The following is a 20337-nucleotide window of genomic DNA, read 5'->3' on the forward strand; positions in this document are numbered from 1 at the left end:
GGGAAAACAGCGATACACTAAATAAAAACTTTGGCTGAAAATAAAAACCGGGAGAAGATTGGACCCTTACCCGGCTTTATTCAGGCTAATGATTAACGGGCATGACTGCTTATTATTTAACCTAAACAATGTAAAAGTATGCAAATTAAATCTCTTCACGGGCCCTCCGTTTCTTTTGAATTGGGCGCAGCAGAGATCTTTACCAAAACCTGCCCCGCAGGGTTACGCGGGATACTGTTAGTTATGAAGCTAACGACTGCTTTACTGCTTGCTACTATCTTGCAGGTGTCAGCGAAATCCAATGCGCAGACGGTCACTTATGCTGCAGAGTCTGTGAGCCTGGAGAAAGTTTTTGTTATTATCAAAAAACAAACAGGATATGTATTCTTCTACCGCGAGGAAGATATCAAGGGTTTACCGGCTGTTTCCGTTGCTTTCACAAATACACCTCTTATAACAGCTCTTAAGGAAACATTAAAAGGGCAGCCGCTGCAATACAACATACAGGGTAAAACCATTTTTATTACATCAGCAGGCATCAACAAAAAGAAAACTACAATACAGGAGGAAACGATTTCAGAAGACTTATCGAGAGAAATAACAGGTGTAGTGAGAGATGGAAAAGGAAAGCCACTGGAAGGCGTAAGTGTAACGGTTAAGGGCACTCAAATGGGCACTACCACCAATAGAGACGGACGGTTTCAGCTATATGTACCATCAGTCAATAAGGTGGAACTGGCTTTTTCTTTTGTGGGATATACAGAACAAACGGTAAAGGCGGGAGGCAGGACTGTATTTGAGATAATATTGGAGGAGTTGGTTTCCAATTTAAGTGATGTGGTGGTGGTAGGATATGGTAAGCAAAAAAAGATCAATGTAACAGGTGCCGTGAATACCGTAAATATGAAAGAAGTAGCAGGCAGCAGGGCTACTACCAATATAGCGCAGTTGCTGCAAGGTGTTATACCCGATCTGCAGATCACCTATTCATCAGGTGAACCGGGAGCTTCCACAGGACTGAACATAAGGGGCACCACAAGCATAGGTTCCGGCTCAAACGGATCCCCGCTCATCCTGCTTGATAATGTACCCGTGGCCTCACTGTCTTTGATTAACCCGAATGATATTGAAACTGTAACGGTTTTAAAAGATGCAGGATCGGCTGCAATATATGGCGCCAGATCGGCATGGGGAGTTATCCTACTTACCAGTAAAAACAAGTCGGGAGCCAGGAAAACAACGATTGATTATTCTAATAATATTGTCTTCAGCCGTCCGCTGGAAGTGCCTCAAAAAGCTACTCCGCTTCAAACCGTTCAATCTTTTAAAGACATGAACTTTGCACCGGGAACCGGGCAGAATGTAGACGAGTGGTTAAGCTTATTAAATGATTACGCTCAAAACCCGTCTCAATACGGATCAGGATATACCGTTCAAAACGGCGTTATCTATCCTTTACGGGAGAACGATATATGGGGCGAAATGGTTTCTAAAAACGCTTTTCAGCAAACGCATAACCTGGCAATAAGCGGCGGAACAGAAAAAACTTCCTACAGAATTGCGGGCGCTTTTACCAATGAAGATGGTATACTGATCACCAATAAGGACAGCTACAAGCGATACAACCTCACCGGCTTCATCAATTCTCAGATTACCCCCTGGGCAAATGCGCAGTTGAGTACCATGTACTCCAATGCCAATAAACATTTCCCCTATACGGGATATGCGTTCGGCATATTTGGACTGGCATCTGTATTGCCTTCTTACAGCCTTACAGGAGATTCTCTTATTGATGGAGCATATGTGCCTTACGCCACGCCAAAGAACCTGATTGAGAATGCAGCAGTGAGCAATAACAGGTTGGATAATATAAGGCTGTCTGGTAAAGTAACACTAAATATATTTAAAGGATTTAACGTGGTGGGTGAATACACCTATGATAAAACAAATAGTGTAAACACCAGCTATGACAGGCCATTTGATGTAATTACATTAACCAGTTTTGTTCCCACCCCAACCGTTACGGCTGATAAGGCAAAATATTATAAATACAACGACTTTACAGATTACCGCGCACTGAACATATACGGCAACTACGAAAGAAAACTGGATGATCACCTGTTTACATTGGTTGCCGGCTTTAATCAGGAAAGCTCCTATTTTGAATTGCTGAATGCCCAGATGTCGAACATGATCAACCCTAATCTGCCATATTTAGATGGCGGAACCGGCATTATTCAACCGGATGGTAATGGTTTTGACGGATTTTCTGAATACGCGGTACAGGGATATTTTTACAGGTTCAATTACGCTTATAAAGGAAAATATTTGCTGGAAACCACAGGCAGGTATGATGGCTCCTCCAAATTTCCTGAAGGAAGAAGATGGGGATTTTTCCCTTCGGTATCAGCCGGCTGGCGGATATCAGACGAGGCATTTATAAAGGTACTCAAACCCATTCTGTCTGATCTGAAATTTAGAGCAAGCTATGGTAATGTGGGCAATCAGTCTATCGGCAATTACCTGTATTATTCCGGAATGAAAACCCGGCCTACTTCCAATTGGGCAGATGTTTCAGGGGTTAGGTATCTTACATTAGATGCTCCGGGATTGATCAGTGGCGACTTTACATGGGAAAAAGTAACCACCAGGAATTTCGGGGTTGATCTCGGACTATTCAGTAACAGGTTTACCGGCAGCTTCGATCTATTTAAACGCACCACAACAGGCATGCTGATTCCTGGTGCACAACTGCCTGCGGTATTGGGTGCCAGTACCCCTCTTCAAAATACAGCCGATCTGAAATCTACCGGCTGGGGGTTACAGGCTGCGTGGAAAGATCAGATAGGCAAGGTGAATTATCAGTTCGGAGTTACGCTTTCCGATAACAAGGCATTTATTACCAAATACGATATTAATGCAACCCATCTTCTCACGCAATATTATGTAGGCCAGCAAATAGGGGAAATATGGGGGTATGAAACAGATGGATTCTATACCGTTGGGGATTTTGAAGAAGGTAGTTTGAACAGCAATCTCCTGGGAGGAAAACTGCTTGAAGGAGTAATTAAGTACCAGGGGCAAAACCCCAACCCGGGAGATATTAAATTTAAAGATCTTGATAAAGACGGGAAAATATTTACGGGAGACAATACGGTAGATAATCCCGGCGACAGAAGGATCATCGGTAATACCAATCGCCGGTACCAATATGGCTTTTCAGCACGTGCCGCCTGGCAGGGGTTTGATGTTTCGATCTTTATACAGGGTATTGGCAAAAGAGATGTATTTATTGCAAATGACCTCACTTTTCCCTATGCCTCCAACTATGGCACATTGTATAGCAACCTGCTCGATTACTGGACTATTGACAATACCGACGCCTATTACGGGCGCATCTATAATTTAGGGGGCGGCAACAGCAGCTATAACAAACTCGTGCAGACACGGTTCCTTCAAAACGGGGCCTATATGCGCATAAAAAATATCACGTTGGGCTATAGTCTTCCCCTTCAATGGATGTCAAGGGCTAAAATAAATTCCATGAGGTTTTTTGTGAGCGGAGACGATCTGCTTACTAAAAAGCATTTGCCCAAGGGAGTGGATCCCGAACTCAGCGATCAGGGTTATGGTGCGCAATATCCTCTTATGCAGAAAATGAGCATTGGACTCAATCTTAACTTTTGATTTTTTAAAGCTTAACATTATGCAACAAAACCGTTTTTATATATTATTGTTCGCTGTTGTGCTGATGGCATCCTGCAATAAAGATTTTTTGAATAAGGTTCCTTTAGATCAGCAAACAGAGGCTACTTCATTTAAAACGTATGAGAATTTCAAAACATACACCTGGGGGTTGTATGATTTTTTTGATGGTTACGGGCAGGGTCCTATCCTGAATACAGCCACTTTTCTTTTTGAGGAAGCCAATTCAGATAATCTTTGCTACAATGCTTCCCTCAATTCCAACCAATGGGCTTATCAGCTCGTAACAATCCCCTCTTCAGGAGGTGACTGGGATTTTTCTTTTATAAGGCGGGTGAATATTATGCTCGACAATATAGATCAGTCTGTTATGTCGCCCGCAGAAAAAGATCATTGGAGAAGTGTAGGGTATGTTTTCCGGAGCGCCAGGTATATGCAGTTGCTTTCCAAATTTGGCGACGTACCATGGTTGGAGCATGTAGTAAAAGACAATGATCAGGATATATTATATGCATCGCGTACTCCTAGAGATGTAGTGGCTCAAAACATTCTCGACAATCTTTTATGGGCAGAAACACATATTAATCCGAAAGGCGATGGTACCAATACCGTTAATGTGCATGTAGTAAGAATGCTGATCTCCAGGTTTGGATTGTTTGAAGGCACCTGGAGAAAATATCATGGACTGGGTAATGCAGAGCCGTACCTGCGGGCTTCTGTTACTGCCTCTGCTAAGATTGCTTCGGATTTTCCAACACTTTTGTCAGACTATGACCAGATTTTCAACTCGGAAGACCTGGCCGGAAAAGCCGGTATTATTTTGTACCGTTCTTATGCAGCCGGGCAAAACCTTCATGGAATACAACGTTACCTACGTACTTCAGAGTGGTATTTTGATGTATCAAAAGATGCTGTTGAAAGTTATTTGTGCAGGGATGGCAAACCAGTCAGCACAAGCAGTCTGTATGAAGGGGATCATACTATGTATGATGAATTCAGGCATCGCGACCGGAGGTTATACCTTACCGTTTTGCCTCCCTACCGGGTTTTCACTACTACCGATGCAACGGGCAATGTAGTCACTTCACAAAACACCATTTTCTGGAAACATACAGATAATGCAGCAGAGAGAGAATACATAGATACCATGACTGCTATTTCATCACCCGGCAATAAAAGGCTTCCTTATTTGCAATGGGCCGGAAACGTACTGAGAACCTCCCCTCACTTCAGGAAGTTCAATGAAGGGCAGGGATTTGTAGTATCACAGTTGGGATACTATTTCTACAAATTTTATAATTCCACTACCGATGCTTCCGGTTTTGTTAACACCACCGATGCCCCGATATTCCGCGTAGAGGAAGCGCTATTGAATTACGCTGAAGCAAGCTATGAACTGGGTGAATTTGACCAGGCAATAGCCGACCAGACTATAAACAAACTTCGCAGGAGAGTGAAGATGCCCGATATGATAATTGCCAATATAGATGGTTCTTTTGACCTTAACCGGGATATAGAGATAGAAGCTGTTTTATGGGAAATACGTCGCGAACGGCGCGTAGAGCTGATGGGAGAAGGATTTCGTTTCAATGATCTGCGCCGTTGGAAAAAAGGAAATTACCTGAATAAACAACAAACAGGTTTATGGGTAGACAATACCCAATATGGAAATAAACTGACCATATCCGGCGGTGGTACGGAGGGATATGTGGAGTACAACACTATGCCGTTAGGCTGGCTGGACTACTATTATCTGTATCCATTACCGGCAGATCAACTTGTATTGAATAACAGCCTTGTACAAAATCCGAATTGGAAATAGATTAGTGAAAGTGTTTTCACGCAGAGGCGCAAAGGAAATCGCAAAGAGCGGGGCTGACCAAAAAGGTCGCTGAACATCATTGCGAGGGAGAGCTGACCGAAGCAATCCCATTGAACGATTACGGATTAAGTATTTGGGATTGCTTCACTTCGTTCGCAATGACGACTTTTTTGGTCAGCCCCGGTTTAAAAAATGCAACTGACTCAAGCCAATCTTAATATTTTAACTCTTTATATTCAAATCATCAGTAATGAGACTCAACCTCCTGATAAGCTGTTTATTTTATCTAATAACTGCTATAAAGTTACATGCCGGCACAGCGGATACCACAAAAATACCCATTTTTGCATGGGGCGGAGTACCTCCCCATGAGGCAAGTGTAGCCCGTTATGAAGAAATGAAAAATGCAGGACTCACTATCAGCCTTACACGAAGTACTTCGATAGACTCTATGGCAAAGATGCTGGACATGGCAGCAAAAGCCCGTGTACAATTGGTTGTACGTTGCCCGGAATTGCAAACAGCTACTGAAAATACAGTAAGGCGTTTTATGCATCATCCTGCCACAGCAGGATATTTTCTAAAAGACGAACCATCCGCAAAAGATTTCCCCTACCTGGGTAAATGGATGAAAAGCATACATGCTATAGATAGTCAGCATGCCTGTTACATCAATCTTTTCCCCAATTACGCTCTGCCGGCACAATTGGGAACTGATACTTACCAGCAATACTTAGATGAATATATAGCAATGGTAGCTCCCCCGGTATTGTCATTCGATCACTACCCTGTAATTGAAACTAAAGGAGAGCGGCACTTGCGGAAGGAATGGTTTGCGAACCTGGAAATGGTGGCTAAAACAGTTCAAAAAAACAATAAGCCTTTATGGGCTTTTGCCCTAAGCGTGGCGCATGGTTTATACCCGGTTCCAACGCTGGCAGAAATAAGATTGCAGGTATTTGCCAACCTTGCCTATGGTGCACAGGGAATACAATATTTTACCTACTGGACTCCCAGAAACAAATCTCAATACGTATACCATCATGGTCCTATAGATGATAATAACAAAAGAACAGATGTATATGAAATGATCAAAACAGTAAACCGGGAAATCCAAAGTCTTTCGGGTATTTTCCTGTCCTCTAAAGTTATTTCAGTTGAGCATACCGGTGAAAATATTCCTGCCGGTACACAACGTCTTATTGAACCTCCGAAAGGAATAAAGAAAATAAGAACGAAAGGAGAAGGCGCCATTGTATCCCTGATCGAAAACGACAAACAACATTATGCCATCATTGTAAACAGGGGTTTTAAACAGCCCATGAAACTGTACATTAAAGGAAATGGAAAACTGGAAAGAGTATTTAAAGACATCTATAAACCGGAGTTAAAAAGCAGGTCATTTGCATTGTTAATAGCGCCTGGGGATATAGCTGTTTTCAGGATCAGCAAATAACGTTGGCGTGTACTCTTCAACGTCCAAACTTCACCCCAAGGAATAATAAAAGATCCTGGATACACGGTATGAAAATGTACAATGGTTGTAAGTAAATGATATATCTGATTTTTTTAAACACTAAAAAGCACAGCACAATGAATATATTTTTCCCGCTCAATCATGTCTTTTTGGTAGTGGGAATTTTATCCACCCTCTTTTTAGGAGATTATCCAAAGAAAGATATAAAAAAGTCTAACCTGCTTTTTATTTTCCCGGATCAATTTCGTGCCCAGGCAATGGGATTTATGAAAGAGGATCCTGTAAAAACTTTACAAGCATTTAAAAACGAGGAATAGCTTAATTATTCCATAAGATTTAATGCAACTTTATATATGTCTTAAAGAGCCAGAGGTATCTGTTTTGTGCAATCAACTGTTTCATTCTTTATTGTCAAAACCTGTTTGCCCTGAAGAGGATGTTGCATAAAACCATTAAATTATTGTAGATTTTTTCCCAAGGCTCTTTAGGATACAATAATATACTTGCCAAAACCCTGAGTAATATTCTATTCATTCATCTTTTATATCAATTTTATGAAGTTCTCATTATCCCTTTTCCCTCCGGCCCTTCTTTTTGCTTGCCAGGTGTATGCAGATGTTCATCTGCCAAAAATTTTTAATGAGCACATGGTGCTTCAGCGCTATAAGCCTATACCTGTTTGGGGTTGGGCTGATGCCGGTGAGAAAGTAACAGTTGAGCTGACAGGTAATGGAATTTCCGGTAAAATAAAAACGGTAAAAGCAGGGAAAGACGGTAAATGGATGCTCCGCCTCGATGCGGAGAAGGAAGGCGGTCCTTACAAATTAATAGTAAAAGGGAAAAAAAATACCATCACCCTTAGCGATGTATTGATCGGTGAAGTTTGGATATGTTCGGGTCAGTCTAATATGCAATGGACTGTTAATAGATCTGATAATGCAAAAGAAGAAATAGCTGCGGCCGATTACCCGTTGATCCGCCATTTTGAAGTGCCACGGGAAATCAGCCTGACACCCCAGGACGATTTGCGAGGGGGGAAATGGAAGCCCGCCACTCCGGAAAACGTGGGAGGTTTTACCGCGGCAGGTTATTTTTTTGCAAGGGAATTGTATCGTCAGCTAGGCGTTCCTGTTGGATTAATTAACACCTCGTGGGGTGGTACTATTGTGGAAACCTGGATCAGCAAAGAAGCAATGAAAAGCTTTAGCGCGTTTTCGAATGTGGTAAATACGATGCCTTCATCTATAGAAGAGCTTGGCGCGAAACGTAAAGTAAAGCTTGGCAATGCCATTAACGAGTCGCAGGGTGGATTACCCACACCTGCTGAAGTGCAGTCCTGGTCGTCTGCTTCTTTTGACGACAGCAACTGGAAAACGATTGAGTTACCTCGTCACTTCGACCGTGGTAATTTCATACTTCATGATGGAGCGGTATGGTTTCGTCGTGAGTTTGACCTACCTGATTCTCTTTCCGGACAGCACCTGGCACTTTCGCTCGGTACCATTGATGGTTTAGATGATACATACGTTAATGGTGTTAAGATAGGAAGCACTGCTATTAAAACTTCAACAGAACGAATTTATATACTCGAACCCTCTCAGCTTCGTACACAAAAAAACAGGATTGCTGTTCGTATTGAAGACCCGGGTGGAAGAAGCGGCTTTACTGGTAAGCCGGAAGACATGAAGATCAGCCGGAACACTTATGAGCAATCGCTTGCCGGAACCTGGAAGCACAGGATAGAATCTTCGGTTGACAATAAACAGTTTGCCGGGCCTAATGATGCAGGCACTCTATTGTATAATACCATGATCGCTCCGCTCATTCCTTACGCTATGCAGGGCGTTATCTGGTACCAGGGCGAATCCAATGCGGGCCGCGCTTACCAGTACCGCAAGTCTTTTCCACTAATGATTAAGGACTGGCGCGACCGCTGGAAGGAAACCTTCCCCTTCTTATTTGTACAATTGGCCAGCTTTGATGCCGCAGGTGGCAACAGCGCCAAAGGAAGCAGTTGGGCTGAGCTTCGGGAAGCGCAGGATCTTACGCTCCAGGCTTCTCCTAAAACCGGAATGGCGGTTATACACGATGTGGGCAATCCAAAAGATATTCATCCCACCAATAAGCAGGAAGTGGGAAGAAGGCTGGCGCTTGAGGCGCTGCAGATGGCATACGGACAAAATGTGATTGCGGAGGGACCGCGCTACCAGTCCATGCAAAAAGAAGGGAACAAAATAACGCTCAGCTTTAGCAACACCGGCAGCGGTTTGGAAGCTCATAATAAATATGGGTACCTGGATGGTTTTGAAGTGGCTGGCGCCGACAGGATATTTCATTGGGCTAAAGCGGAAATACGTGATGATAAAGTGATTGTCTGGAGCGATGCTGTTGCCGATCCTGTAGCGGTGCATTATGGCTGGGCTGATGACAATATGGAAGCCAACTTGTTTAATAAAGAAGGGTTACCTGCTGCGCCCTTCCGTACAGATACCTGGAAAGGCATCACCGAAGAAGCCCGGTTTAAATAGTACAAAATAGTTTCTGATGTTTTTTTAATAATTTCACTGTTGCATAGCGATTGAGTGCTTTGGAACAGATATCCCTTCATAATGAGAAAGACCTGTTGCTCCGGGTAGCAGAAGGCAATGAAGTTGCTTTCAGAATATTGTATGATCATTATCGTAAAAAAATATACGCTTCAGGTTTATTCCTTACCAAATCCGAAAACCTGGCACAGGAGCTGGTGCAGGATGTGTTTATGAAAATATGGGAGAAGCGTGAGCAACTGAGGAAGATTGATTATTTCAATTCGTGGCTGCGCACCATTGCCCGCAATACCGCTATTAATTATATGCGTGCCAGGGCAATGGAAAAATTGGGCATTAACTATATACCAACACCTGAAATCAATAATTGCTTTACCGAAAATGATGCTGCCGACCGGGAATATGCTGTTTTATTACAGGCTGCTGTGAACCAGCTTCCGTCACAGCAGCAAAAAGTATATATGCTTCACCGTCAGCAGGGGCTTTGCCACGAAGCTATTGCCGAACAGCTAGATATATCTGTACTGACCTCTAAAAAATATATGAAGCTGGCGCTTCGTTCCATCCGGATATTCCTGGAGCATCGCATGGATGCCGCAATCTCGCTCGCGCTTGTTATTTATTTTTCCTGAATTTATTTTTCGCCAATGGCCCCCTGGATGCATCCCGGTTTGTCTAAAGTATTCAGGCAGGCAAGTTTGTGTGCCTGTTTTTAGACAGATAATGTATGAAAGAGCAACGCTTTGATGAACTATTCCGGCGGTATATGCAGCAAGGCCTGACTGATGCTGAAGAAACGGAGCTGTTTCAGCTTTGGCTTGACCCTTTGCTGAAAAGCAGGATAGCCCAGACGCTTGATGAGTTTTATGATGAGTTACCCCGGGATAAAGACATGCCTGCAGAAGATGCTGATTTTATTTTTAAACAGATAGTACAAAAAGAAGCGCCGGTACGCCGCCTGCCGGTGAGTGCGGGGATATCTACCCGGCGCCGGTTGGCTGTTGCCGCCGCTGTATCATTCATAATTGGCCTGAGCGGTTACTTTTTGCTGTTTAACAAAAAACAGCCTGTTTCACAGGAAATAGTGAAGGCTTCACACGCCGGTGATGTAGAAGCTCCGGAAACCAACCGTGCAATGATCCTGCTTGCGAACGGGCAAAAGGTTTACTTGGACAGTGCCGCCAACGGCTCGCTAACCATGCTGGGAAGTATACAATTGGTAAAGCTGGCGGATGGTAAGATCGCTTATGAAGCAACCGGCACTTCATCAGGCGAGGTAAGCTATAATACACTTTTAAACCCCCGCGGCAGTAAAATAATTGATATCACATTGGCTGATGGCAGCCGGGTATGGCTGAACGCCGGATCTTCCCTTACCTACCCTGTTGCTTTTACAGGTAACGAAAGAAAAGTTTCAATAGAAGGGGAAGCATATTTTGAAGTAGCGCACAACGCATCAAAACCATTTATAGTGAGTAAAGAAAACACCGATATAAAAGTATTGGGAACGCGATTTAACGTAAATGCTTATGATGATGAAGCCGATATGAAGATCACGCTCCTGCAGGGCGCTATCCGCGTAACCAATAATCAGCAGGCTGCTATAGTAAAGCCGGGAGAGCAGGCAATAGTGAAGTCAGGCAGGATAGACATGGCAGATGCTGTTAACCTGGAACAGGTAATGTCGTGGAAAGAAGGATATTTCAGGATGAAAGGCACTGACCTGGCATCATTGATGCGCCAGATAGCAAGATGGTATGATGTGCAGGTGGTGTATAAAAACAAGGTACCGGAGGGCAGGTTCGGGGGACTCATCAATCGCGAGGTAAACCTGTTGGATGTGCTGAATGCGCTTGAGCAGTATGGAATATATTCCAGGTTCGAGAATGGTAAAATCATTGTTCTGTAAAAAAAGGTAATCTGAATAAAAAAGCCAGAAGTGTCACTACCACCTCTGGCCGGAGTTTAGATTAATTCAATTATAACAATCGTGTAAGATCGCTTATTCATTAACCAAACCAAACAAAGTTATGCATTTCAAGGCTCTTTGTAATGCCGGGGGCTTGCCTGTCCGGATCCCGAAACAAACGCTGTTGTCAATGAAATTAACAGTATTATTAATCGTAGCCGGCTTTTGTGCCAATGCAGAAGGCCTTGCTCAAAAAGTAACACTTTCTCTTAAAAATGCTTCATTGGAGCAGGTGTTTAACCAGGTGAAGCTGCAAACCGGGTTTTCATTTATATGGGATGAAGCCATACTAAAACGAAGCCAGCCGGTTGATATCGATGTTAAAGATGCTGTTGTGTCCGAAGTAATGGATCAGTGTCTTAAAGGGCAGCCTCTGGTATACCAGATTGTTGGGAAAATAATTGTTATTAAACAGCTTTCCGGAGCGGCTTATAATGCGCTTAACGCCATACCGCCTCCGGTTGATATTCGCGGCCGTATAGTGGGCGATAAACAAGAGCCTCTTGCCGGTGTGAGTATAGTAATAAAAGGAACACAGCGAGGCACTACTACGGATGCCGATGGTAATTACACATTAGCAGGCGTTGACAATAATGCCATCCTTGTTATTTCTATTGTAGGGTATCAAACCCGGGAGGTTTCGGTTAGCGGCAGATCCGTTATACAGGTAACAATGCAACCTCTTGAAACCGGTTTGACTGATATCGTAGTAGTTGGTTATGGGCGCAATTCAAAAAAGACATTATCAAGCGCTATCGCTTCCGTAAGGCCAGAGGATTTAAACCGTACCGTAACAGGTGATATTGGTCAGCTATTGCAGGGCAAAGTGCCGGGGCTTAATATTACTTCAAGCGGCGACCCAAATGCTTCTGCCGCTGTGGTGTTGCGCGGCACTTCTACCATCAATAGTCCGCAAGGTCCCTTTTATGTAATTGATGGTATACCCGGTGCAGATATTTCCACTATTGCTCCTGCCGATATAGCTTCTATTGATGTATTGAAAGATGCTGCCGCAACGGCTATCTATGGTAATAAAGCATCTAACGGCGTTATTATTGTTACAACCAAGAAAGGAAAAGCCGGAAGACCCCAGGCTTCTTATGACGGATATATAGGACTTGAAAATGTTTCAGGATCGCTGGAAGTGATGAACGCAGACCAGATAAAAGATTATGTAATCAAGAATGGCAATTCCATATTACCGGCTGATGACCTTGGCGCCAACACTAACTGGATGAAAGCTATACAGCGATCTCAGGCAGTATCTCAAAATCATAATCTTTCCTTTAGCGGGGGAAATGAAAAGAGCACCTACAGTGCCAGTCTTAACTATCTTGATAAAGAAGGTATTTTACTGAAAAGTAATCTTAAAAGGGTTATTGCCCGGTTAAGCCTTGAGCAGAAAGCATTGAAAGATAAAGTGAAGCTTGGGCTTAACGTTATGAACTCAAACAGCAAAGCTACCAATACTCCCCTGCGAAATGTAGTGCTGCAACAGGCTGCTAAACACATGCCTGTTTCCCCGGTATATAATAGTGATGGAACGTATTTCGAGAACTTCAATACTACCGGTTACTTCAACCCTGTTTCTTTAATTAATAACGCACAGGATGATACCAAATACAATACGCTGCTGGGAAATTTTACCATTGAAGCCACTCTGCCCTGGGGCTTTAAATACAATCTGAATGCTGCGTATCAAAAAAACACATCCCTGCATGGTGAATATTATAACAGCTATTATTCCGACAATTATAAATCAGGCTTCTATAGTAATCCTGATCCCGGGTTCACCAATAAGGGCCTGATTACTTTTGGTGAGAATGGCGCCGCTTACAGAAGCTCTTATGAAAATAATTCCACCACCATTGAGTCATATCTCACCTGGAACAGGGATATTAAAAAACATTCCATCAACGCTGTGCTGGGCTATTCATGGCAGGAAAATAATTCGGGAGATGGATTGCAGGCAAGCAACACCAATTTTGTGTCTGATTATACAGGGTATTACAATCTCGGCTTAGGCAACTACCAGGCTGTAAATGGCTATACGGTAAACTTTGGCGGCACAGTGTATCAAACCACAAGGTTTATTTCAGACTTCTTCAGGGTGAATTATAACTACGACAGCAAATACATGCTGCAGGCATCTGTAAGAAGGGACGGCAGCTCGGTATTCGGCACCAATAATCAATGGGGTTATTTTCCCGCGGTTGGTTTGGCCTGGAGAATAGACCAGGAAAACTTCATGCAGCATGCTTCCTTTATTAATGATTTGAAACTAAGAGTGAGTTACGGACAAACCGGTAATGCTTTTGGATTTGGCGCCTATACTGCCAAACAGTTATTCAGCAGTTACGGCACGTATTATAACAACGGCGTGTATGAAACAGCTATAGGCGTAACACAGGGTTCTAACCCCGATTTAAAATGGGAAGTAACTTCTACCGCCAACCTGGGACTTGATTTTGGTTTGTTTAACGGTAAGGTATCAGGCTCGCTGGATCTGTATGAAAGGATGACCACTAACATGATCTTTGCATATACCGTCAGCAGCACCATAGTACCGGGAGGATTTGTGTGGGGTAATGGCGGAAAAGTGCGGAACCGCGGGGTTGAATTGAGCTTATCTGCAACACCGGTAAAGTCTAAAAACTTTTCGTGGAATACTGCTGTAAATCTTGCAACCAATAAGAACCTGATATTAGATATGAACGGACCTGCTAAATACGGCGTGAATTCTGATTCCATCCGTTATACGCAGCCCGATGGTCCCGGACAAACAAACAGTACTTTACAAATTCTTAAAACAGGGCATTCCATCGGAGAATTTTTCACCCTTAATTACCAGGGTAAAGATGCAAGCGGCAACTCGCAGTTTTTAGCAGGCGACAAAACATTAACCACGTCTCCTGCTATTGGTACAGATTATATTTACGCGGGTAGCCCCTATCCTAAATTATTGCTGGGATGGAACAATACGATCAGCTATAAAAACTTTGATCTCAACTTCTTTTTCAGGGGTTCGTTCGGTGGTAAAATATTTAATGTAACAAGGGCAGATCTTTCCTATACGGTAAACGCTGCCGTAAATAATATCAGCGCACATGCCGCTGATGATTTAATGACGGATGCAAAAAACAATGCCTATTCTAACCGCTATATTGAAAGCGGCTCATACGTAAGGTTAGACAATGCCACTCTCAGTTACCGTGTGCCAGTCAAGAAGGATGGTTACGTTAGCGGTCTCAGGTTCTATCTTACCTCTAATAATATTTTTGTTATTACCAAATACACGGGTATTGACCCGGAAATTAACCAGGGCGGTGTTGGACTTGGCGTGGATGGGAACAACTTCTATCCCAAAACACGCACAGTAGTATTTGGCGTAAACATAGGGTTCTGATAAAAGCAAATGAATTTTTAATTACCAAAAAGAGTAAGCATGAAAAAGTTTTTTAAATATATATCACTCGTCTTATTTATTGTGACGATGGGCGCCTGCCATAAAATAGATGTAACACCAAAGTCTTTATATACAGAAGATGTTTTCCCGCAAACAGAAGAACAGTTCCAGGCGCTGATAGGACCGGTATACACCAGCCTGCGCGGGCATTTTGCACTAACCTATTTCTTTATGACGGAGTGCTCAACAGATGAGGCAATACTCCCTGCATTTGGCGGTAACTGGTATGATGGCGCCAGCTACGAAGCCTTGCACAGGCATGCCTGGACGCCAGACCATAACTGGGTAACTACAGCATGGAATGATGTTACGGGGCTGATAGGCACCTGCAATCAAACCCTGTATATTTTAAACAATGCTCCTGAAGGCGATGCTAAAAATACCAGTATGGCAGAAGTGAGAATGATAAGGGCTTATGCTTATTGGGAGCTGATGGACTTTTACGGAGGTGTGCCCTTAGATACCGTTTATCCAAGCCCAGGGCTCCAGGCGAGAGCAAGCCGTGCAGATATATTTAATTTTGTAGAATCAGAACTTAAGACGATAATTCCATACTTAAAAACTGAGGTCGATGCTTCAACGTATGGCAAGCCTACCCAATATTTTGCATATTCGCTTTTGGCCAAATTGTATCTTAACGCAGAAGTATATACCGGCAGCGCCAAAAACGATGAGTGCATCGCGGCATGTGATGTTATTATTAGTTCCGGTAAGTATTCGGTACAGTCCCGGGATAGCTATTTGAAAATGTTTTATCCCGATAATGGACCAACAACACAGTCGGAATTTATTTTCGCAATACCTTACGATCCTTCTACCTCAAGCGGGTATTTGTTTTATGGGCGCTATGATTTAAACAGGAATTTGGGAATGAAGTACAAATATTCAGGCGCAACTGTAGGAACCAATGTTGACCCTGTTGTTAATCAAACTACAGGGAACGGGCTGGTAAACAGCAAGCCCAGCGGGCCAAGAGCTACGCTGTCAACTTTTTTAAACTATTTCTTAGCTGATGAGAATGATATCAGGCTTAAACAATGGCTTTATGGTCCGCAATACTGGGATAATGGCAACCCTATTATGGTAAAAACAACCAACCTGGGTTATAACCAGTTTTATTCCGGATCAGATGGAGGCAGCAGCTATGTTTATCATTTAAACATAGATACTTCTATTAAGTTGAGACAAAATCCTGCATTGTTTGATTGCGGTAATGATGAAATAGCCTGGAACCAGGGCGCCCGGAATATTAAATTTTTCCCGGATGCAGGTTCAACCACCAGGAACCAAAACAATGATGCCCCTGTGTCGCGCTATTCGGATGTTTTATTGATGAAGGCAGAAGCCATTCTTCGTGGCGGCGCTGCTACCTCAGGACAAACAGCCTTGTCGCTTGTAAATATGGTTCGTGCAGAAAGAACAACATCTCCCGGGTGGGCTTCTGTTGACCTGGAAGATCTTTACGAAGAAAGATGCCGTGAATTTGCATGGGAATGTTTGCACAGAAACGATATGATACGATTTGGAAAATATGAAAATGTATATGGCTTTAAAACCAATACAGATACTTATCGCAGATTATTCCCCATACCAACAACTGCAATTACAGCAAATGGTAAGCTGGAGCAGAATACAGGATATTGATTACAGTAGTAATTAATTGCCGGATAACCTGGTATTATTCCCCGGGATACAATAGCCCTCCGCATTGCAGGAGGGCTATTGTATTTTATAATGCTTGCCGCAGAAGGTTTTTTTCACCTGCTTTTACCAGGGATTTACATTATTTTTCCATACACTTTATTATAAAGAAAAAAACCGGTTGCCATGCATTCTGTCAAACAGCTTCTTTTTTGCTTCATGCTTATATCTGTTAATTTATCTGCGCAGGTAAAGCCTGATTTTAATGTAGCGGCATTTGGAAAAATCCGTTATTGGAATGCTGCGAATAATACGGTTGGTATTCCTGTTACCTATGCCGTTTTCAATAATCTTGCAGACCAGGATACCTTTAACATTGGTATGATGTGGTGGGAGCCAAGAGACATACAGCGTGTGGAAATACAATATGCACAAAAACCATCGCCCAAAACTTTAGAGGCTCAATTACAGTACTGGCAGGAAACCTGGCCGCAGGAGCCGCCACACATGCCAACCATTGACGACCTGGATGATGATCCGTGGAAAGGTAAATGGATAACCGCGGCAACTGCGGTAGAGGTAAATGGCAATAAGATAGTGTATTATTTTAAGCCGATGACTGAAGATGAAAACAAAAACGCAAACTTTTTACCTGAGCCGGTTACTTACAGGCGTGCTGTTAAGCTAAGGTTGATATACCCTCAAAAGCCAACAGCAATAACTGCTATGAATGTATTCTCGATGTCGCAACTGATTAATAAATCTGTACGCATTGAAATGGGCGTTGATAAAAAACTGAAAGAAAACAGAGACATTAGTATAGAAGTATTCAATGGGCATGTGAAAAATATCAAAGGCTGGAATACCGGCAGCGGAGATAAAAAAACAGGCAGCAATAGCTTCAGGATAAATTTTAATAACAACAGCAAGGGGATTATTGCAGATATATCAGCCACAAAAGAATTGCTGCCTGGCTCTAATGATGAAACCATTGTTACTGTGAGAAGCCTGTCTGGCACATATTCTTTTTCGATAGATGACCTGGAAAAAGAGCCGGTATATATTCCATATTACAATGTATATATTTCAAAAGCAGATAATCCTGCTCATTTTTCTCCCGGAATTGTAAAAGGCAAAACCATACGGGAACGTATACCCGAAGTTCCGGAACAATCGTACGACAGGGCAAGGAATGAGATACCTCATCTTGATCCATGGAAAAACCAGTATGGCAACAAAATTTATTTACCGCTGGCTACAGATGGTAACTGGCAGAAATTCGCGGTGGAATGGGGTGGAGATATTTTTTTAAATAAAAGAGAAACAAAAGCACAGGGCAAAGAGCTGGCACGTTGCAACTGGAATGGCACAATACTCTCATGGAAATTCGGCGCAGGCAATACTCCTGACTTTGAACGTAATCAACAGGATTGCCAGATGTCTTTTTCAGATGACTATATTCCTGTTATACGATCTGTATGGAGAAAAGACGGTCTTATATACAACCAGGAGTTTGTAGCTACAATGCTCTCCGGGCCTTTATCGCCGTTTGATGCTGCAAGAGATGAACAAACACCCGCAGTGCTGCTGGTAAAATTTGTTGTTTCTAATCCAACAAATATAGCAAAGCAGGCTAATATTTGGTTAAAAGCTAATGACGCAGTAACCGGGTTAAGCAACCAGCATAATTTTTTAATGGATGATATAGGCGGACAAAAATTTGTTCGCTGTTTCATACAATCATCAAACGGAAATACCAGTATTGATGAAGCTTCCGGTAACAGAACAGTAAAACAATCATTATCGCTCGCGCCAAATTCTTCTGCTGAAGTATTTTTTTATTTTCCTTTTGTGGGCGATTTAACCGAAAAAGACCAGCCCGCTTTTGCCTCGTTTAATTATGAGAAAGAAAGGAATAAAGTAGTGGCATATTGGAGAGAGGTGGTAAATAAAAATTTACTATTCAATGTGCCTGAAAGAAAATTCAATGAAATGGCGAAGGCGGTTATTCCGCATATCCGGATGAGTGCCACTAAAGATCCGAAAAGCGGTTTGTTTATGGTACCTGCATCTTCGCTGGGTTATGGCGTATATGCCAATGAAGCCTGTTACCAAACTTTTTTACTCGACAGGATGGGCGACTTTAATACGTCCGCGGCTTATTTAAACACATTTGTGCAATTGCAGGGAACCCGCAGTTTGCCAGGTGATTTTACAGGTAGTCAGCAGGATGTATACTACGGTGTGCGGGTAGATAGTGTGTATGACCAAACATTTAACGGGTATAATATGCACCATGGCGTGACGCTATGGGCTTTATCACGCCATTACCTGAATGCGAAAAATAATGACTGGCTGAAAGCGAACGCATCGAGCATGAAACGCGCTGCCGACTGGCTGATAAAGCAACGCAGCTATAGTATGACCAGGGATGAAAACAATGAGCCTGTGCGTCACTACGGTTTATTGCCTGCCGGCGTGCTGGAAGACCCCGAAGACTGGCAGCATTGGTATACCACCAACGCTTACGGGTATATAGCCATTAAAACAATGGCAAAAGCATTTGAACAGGCAGGGTTACCCGAAGCAGCACATTATAAAAATGAAGCAGCAGCATTTTATAAAGATATCAGGCGGAGTGTGGAAATTGCAAGTGAGCATTGTCCCGTTATACGATTGCGCAATGGTACATATGTACCTTATGTGCCCATCAGGCCATACCAAAGATTCAGGTACTTTGGTGTAAAGAAAAGGGCATATTATGAGCGTTACAAAAAAAATATTTATCCTACGCTCCGTTTATCTGCTACACGGGAAGTATTATACGGGCCAATCGTATTAATTAAGAATGGTATTATTTCGGCGGATGAGCCAATGGCGGACTGGATACTGAACGATTGGGAAGATAATATCACCATGTCAACATCTCTTAATTTAAATGCGCATGGCTGGGTTGATGATGAATACTGGTTCAGCAGGGGCGGGATGGTTTTCCAGGCAAATTTGCAAAACCCGGTACCGGTATATTTAAGTAAACAGGATATTCCTGCGGCAATAAGAGGTGTGTACAACAATTTTGTGTCGTGCCTGTATCCCGAGGTAAATGTGTTTACGGAAGAATACCGGAAATGGGTAAACGCAAGCGGGCCTTTTTATAAAATCCCTGATGAATCAAGAGCCATACAGGTGATATCAGAAATGCTGGTGCTTGAAAAAGAAAAGGAACTGTTGTTAGCCGCAGGCACGCCCCGGAGATGGCTGGAGCCAGGTCAACGTATAGAGCTAATCAATGCTTTTACAGAATACGGGCAATTGCATTATACTATACAGCCGGGTAAAATAGCTGAAACTATTGAAGCTGATATTGATCTGACAAAAGTAGATTGCCCTTCAGTGCAATTGTTTATAAGAGCCCCTTTTCAAAAACCAATAAAATCCGTGGCTTTAAATGGAGAACAGTGGCAGCATTGGGATGCTGCGAAAGAAAGCATTACTGTTCCTGCTGGCAAAAGAAACCGATTGGTTATTTCATATTAATGTTATTAATAGGTGTTCACAGCAGTTAATGCTGTGGCATAATGCTCATAACAGTACTACAGTATGCGATGTCTGCTTGCCGGGCAGCTACCCTGCACTCACGAATAGATATTTTTAATATTCAGTGCTGTTCAGGTGCAGGGCACCTAAATACAAATATTTGTAGCCGGCAAA

The 20337-nt window shown here is 42.8% G+C and carries 10 protein-coding genes; all 10 read left to right on the forward strand.

Annotation, left to right across the window (positions count from 1 at the left end; all coding sequences use genetic code 11):
- Positions 1-138: 138 nt before the first annotated feature.
- The 10 genes from DC498_RS08555 (at position 139) to DC498_RS08605 (ending at position 20163) form a co-directional block, all read left to right on the forward strand.
- Positions 139-3687: a TonB-dependent receptor gene (locus DC498_RS08555; RefSeq protein WP_116873736.1), complete on the forward strand. Its 3549-nt coding sequence runs from the start codon at positions 139-141 to the stop codon at positions 3685-3687.
- A 19-nt stretch (positions 3688-3706) separates the two neighbouring features.
- Positions 3707-5527, forward strand: a complete 1821-nt coding sequence (locus DC498_RS08560; protein ID WP_116873879.1) for a RagB/SusD family nutrient uptake outer membrane protein — start codon at positions 3707-3709, stop codon at positions 5525-5527.
- Between the two features lie 250 nt (positions 5528-5777).
- Positions 5778-6983: a beta-galactosidase gene (locus DC498_RS08565; RefSeq protein ID WP_116873737.1), complete on the forward strand. Its 1206-nt coding sequence runs from the start codon at positions 5778-5780 to the stop codon at positions 6981-6983.
- Between the two features lie 137 nt (positions 6984-7120).
- Positions 7121-7321, forward strand: a complete 201-nt coding sequence (locus tag DC498_RS08570) for a hypothetical protein (protein WP_133176801.1) — start codon at positions 7121-7123, stop codon at positions 7319-7321.
- A 237-nt stretch (positions 7322-7558) separates the two neighbouring features.
- The gene (locus tag DC498_RS08575; protein ID WP_116873739.1) at positions 7559-9532 is read left to right on the forward strand and encodes a sialate O-acetylesterase; all 1974 of its coding nucleotides are present in this window, start codon (positions 7559-7561) and stop codon (positions 9530-9532) included.
- Between the two features lie 59 nt (positions 9533-9591).
- A complete protein-coding gene (locus DC498_RS08580; RefSeq protein WP_165813797.1) occupies positions 9592-10182 on the forward strand; it encodes an RNA polymerase sigma factor in 591 nt (196 codons plus the stop codon).
- Positions 10183-10277: 95 nt separating this feature from the next.
- Positions 10278-11459 (forward strand): FecR domain-containing protein, encoded by a 1182-nt coding sequence (locus DC498_RS08585; protein ID WP_116873741.1) that lies wholly within the window; start codon positions 10278-10280, stop codon positions 11457-11459.
- 190 nt (positions 11460-11649) lie between these two features.
- Positions 11650-14925 (forward strand): TonB-dependent receptor, encoded by a 3276-nt coding sequence (locus DC498_RS08590; RefSeq protein ID WP_116873742.1) that lies wholly within the window; start codon positions 11650-11652, stop codon positions 14923-14925.
- Between the two features lie 39 nt (positions 14926-14964).
- Positions 14965-16629, forward strand: coding sequence for a RagB/SusD family nutrient uptake outer membrane protein (locus DC498_RS08595; protein WP_116873743.1), 1665 nt, complete (start codon positions 14965-14967; stop codon positions 16627-16629).
- Between the two features lie 216 nt (positions 16630-16845).
- Positions 16846-20163: a hypothetical protein gene (locus tag DC498_RS08605; protein ID WP_116873745.1), complete on the forward strand. Its 3318-nt coding sequence runs from the start codon at positions 16846-16848 to the stop codon at positions 20161-20163.
- Positions 20164-20337 lie beyond the last annotated feature (174 nt).

Origin of the sequence: Terrimonas sp., from assembly GCF_003075435.1 — a bacterium.
Lineage (GTDB): Bacteria > Bacteroidota > Bacteroidia > Chitinophagales > Chitinophagaceae > Agriterribacter.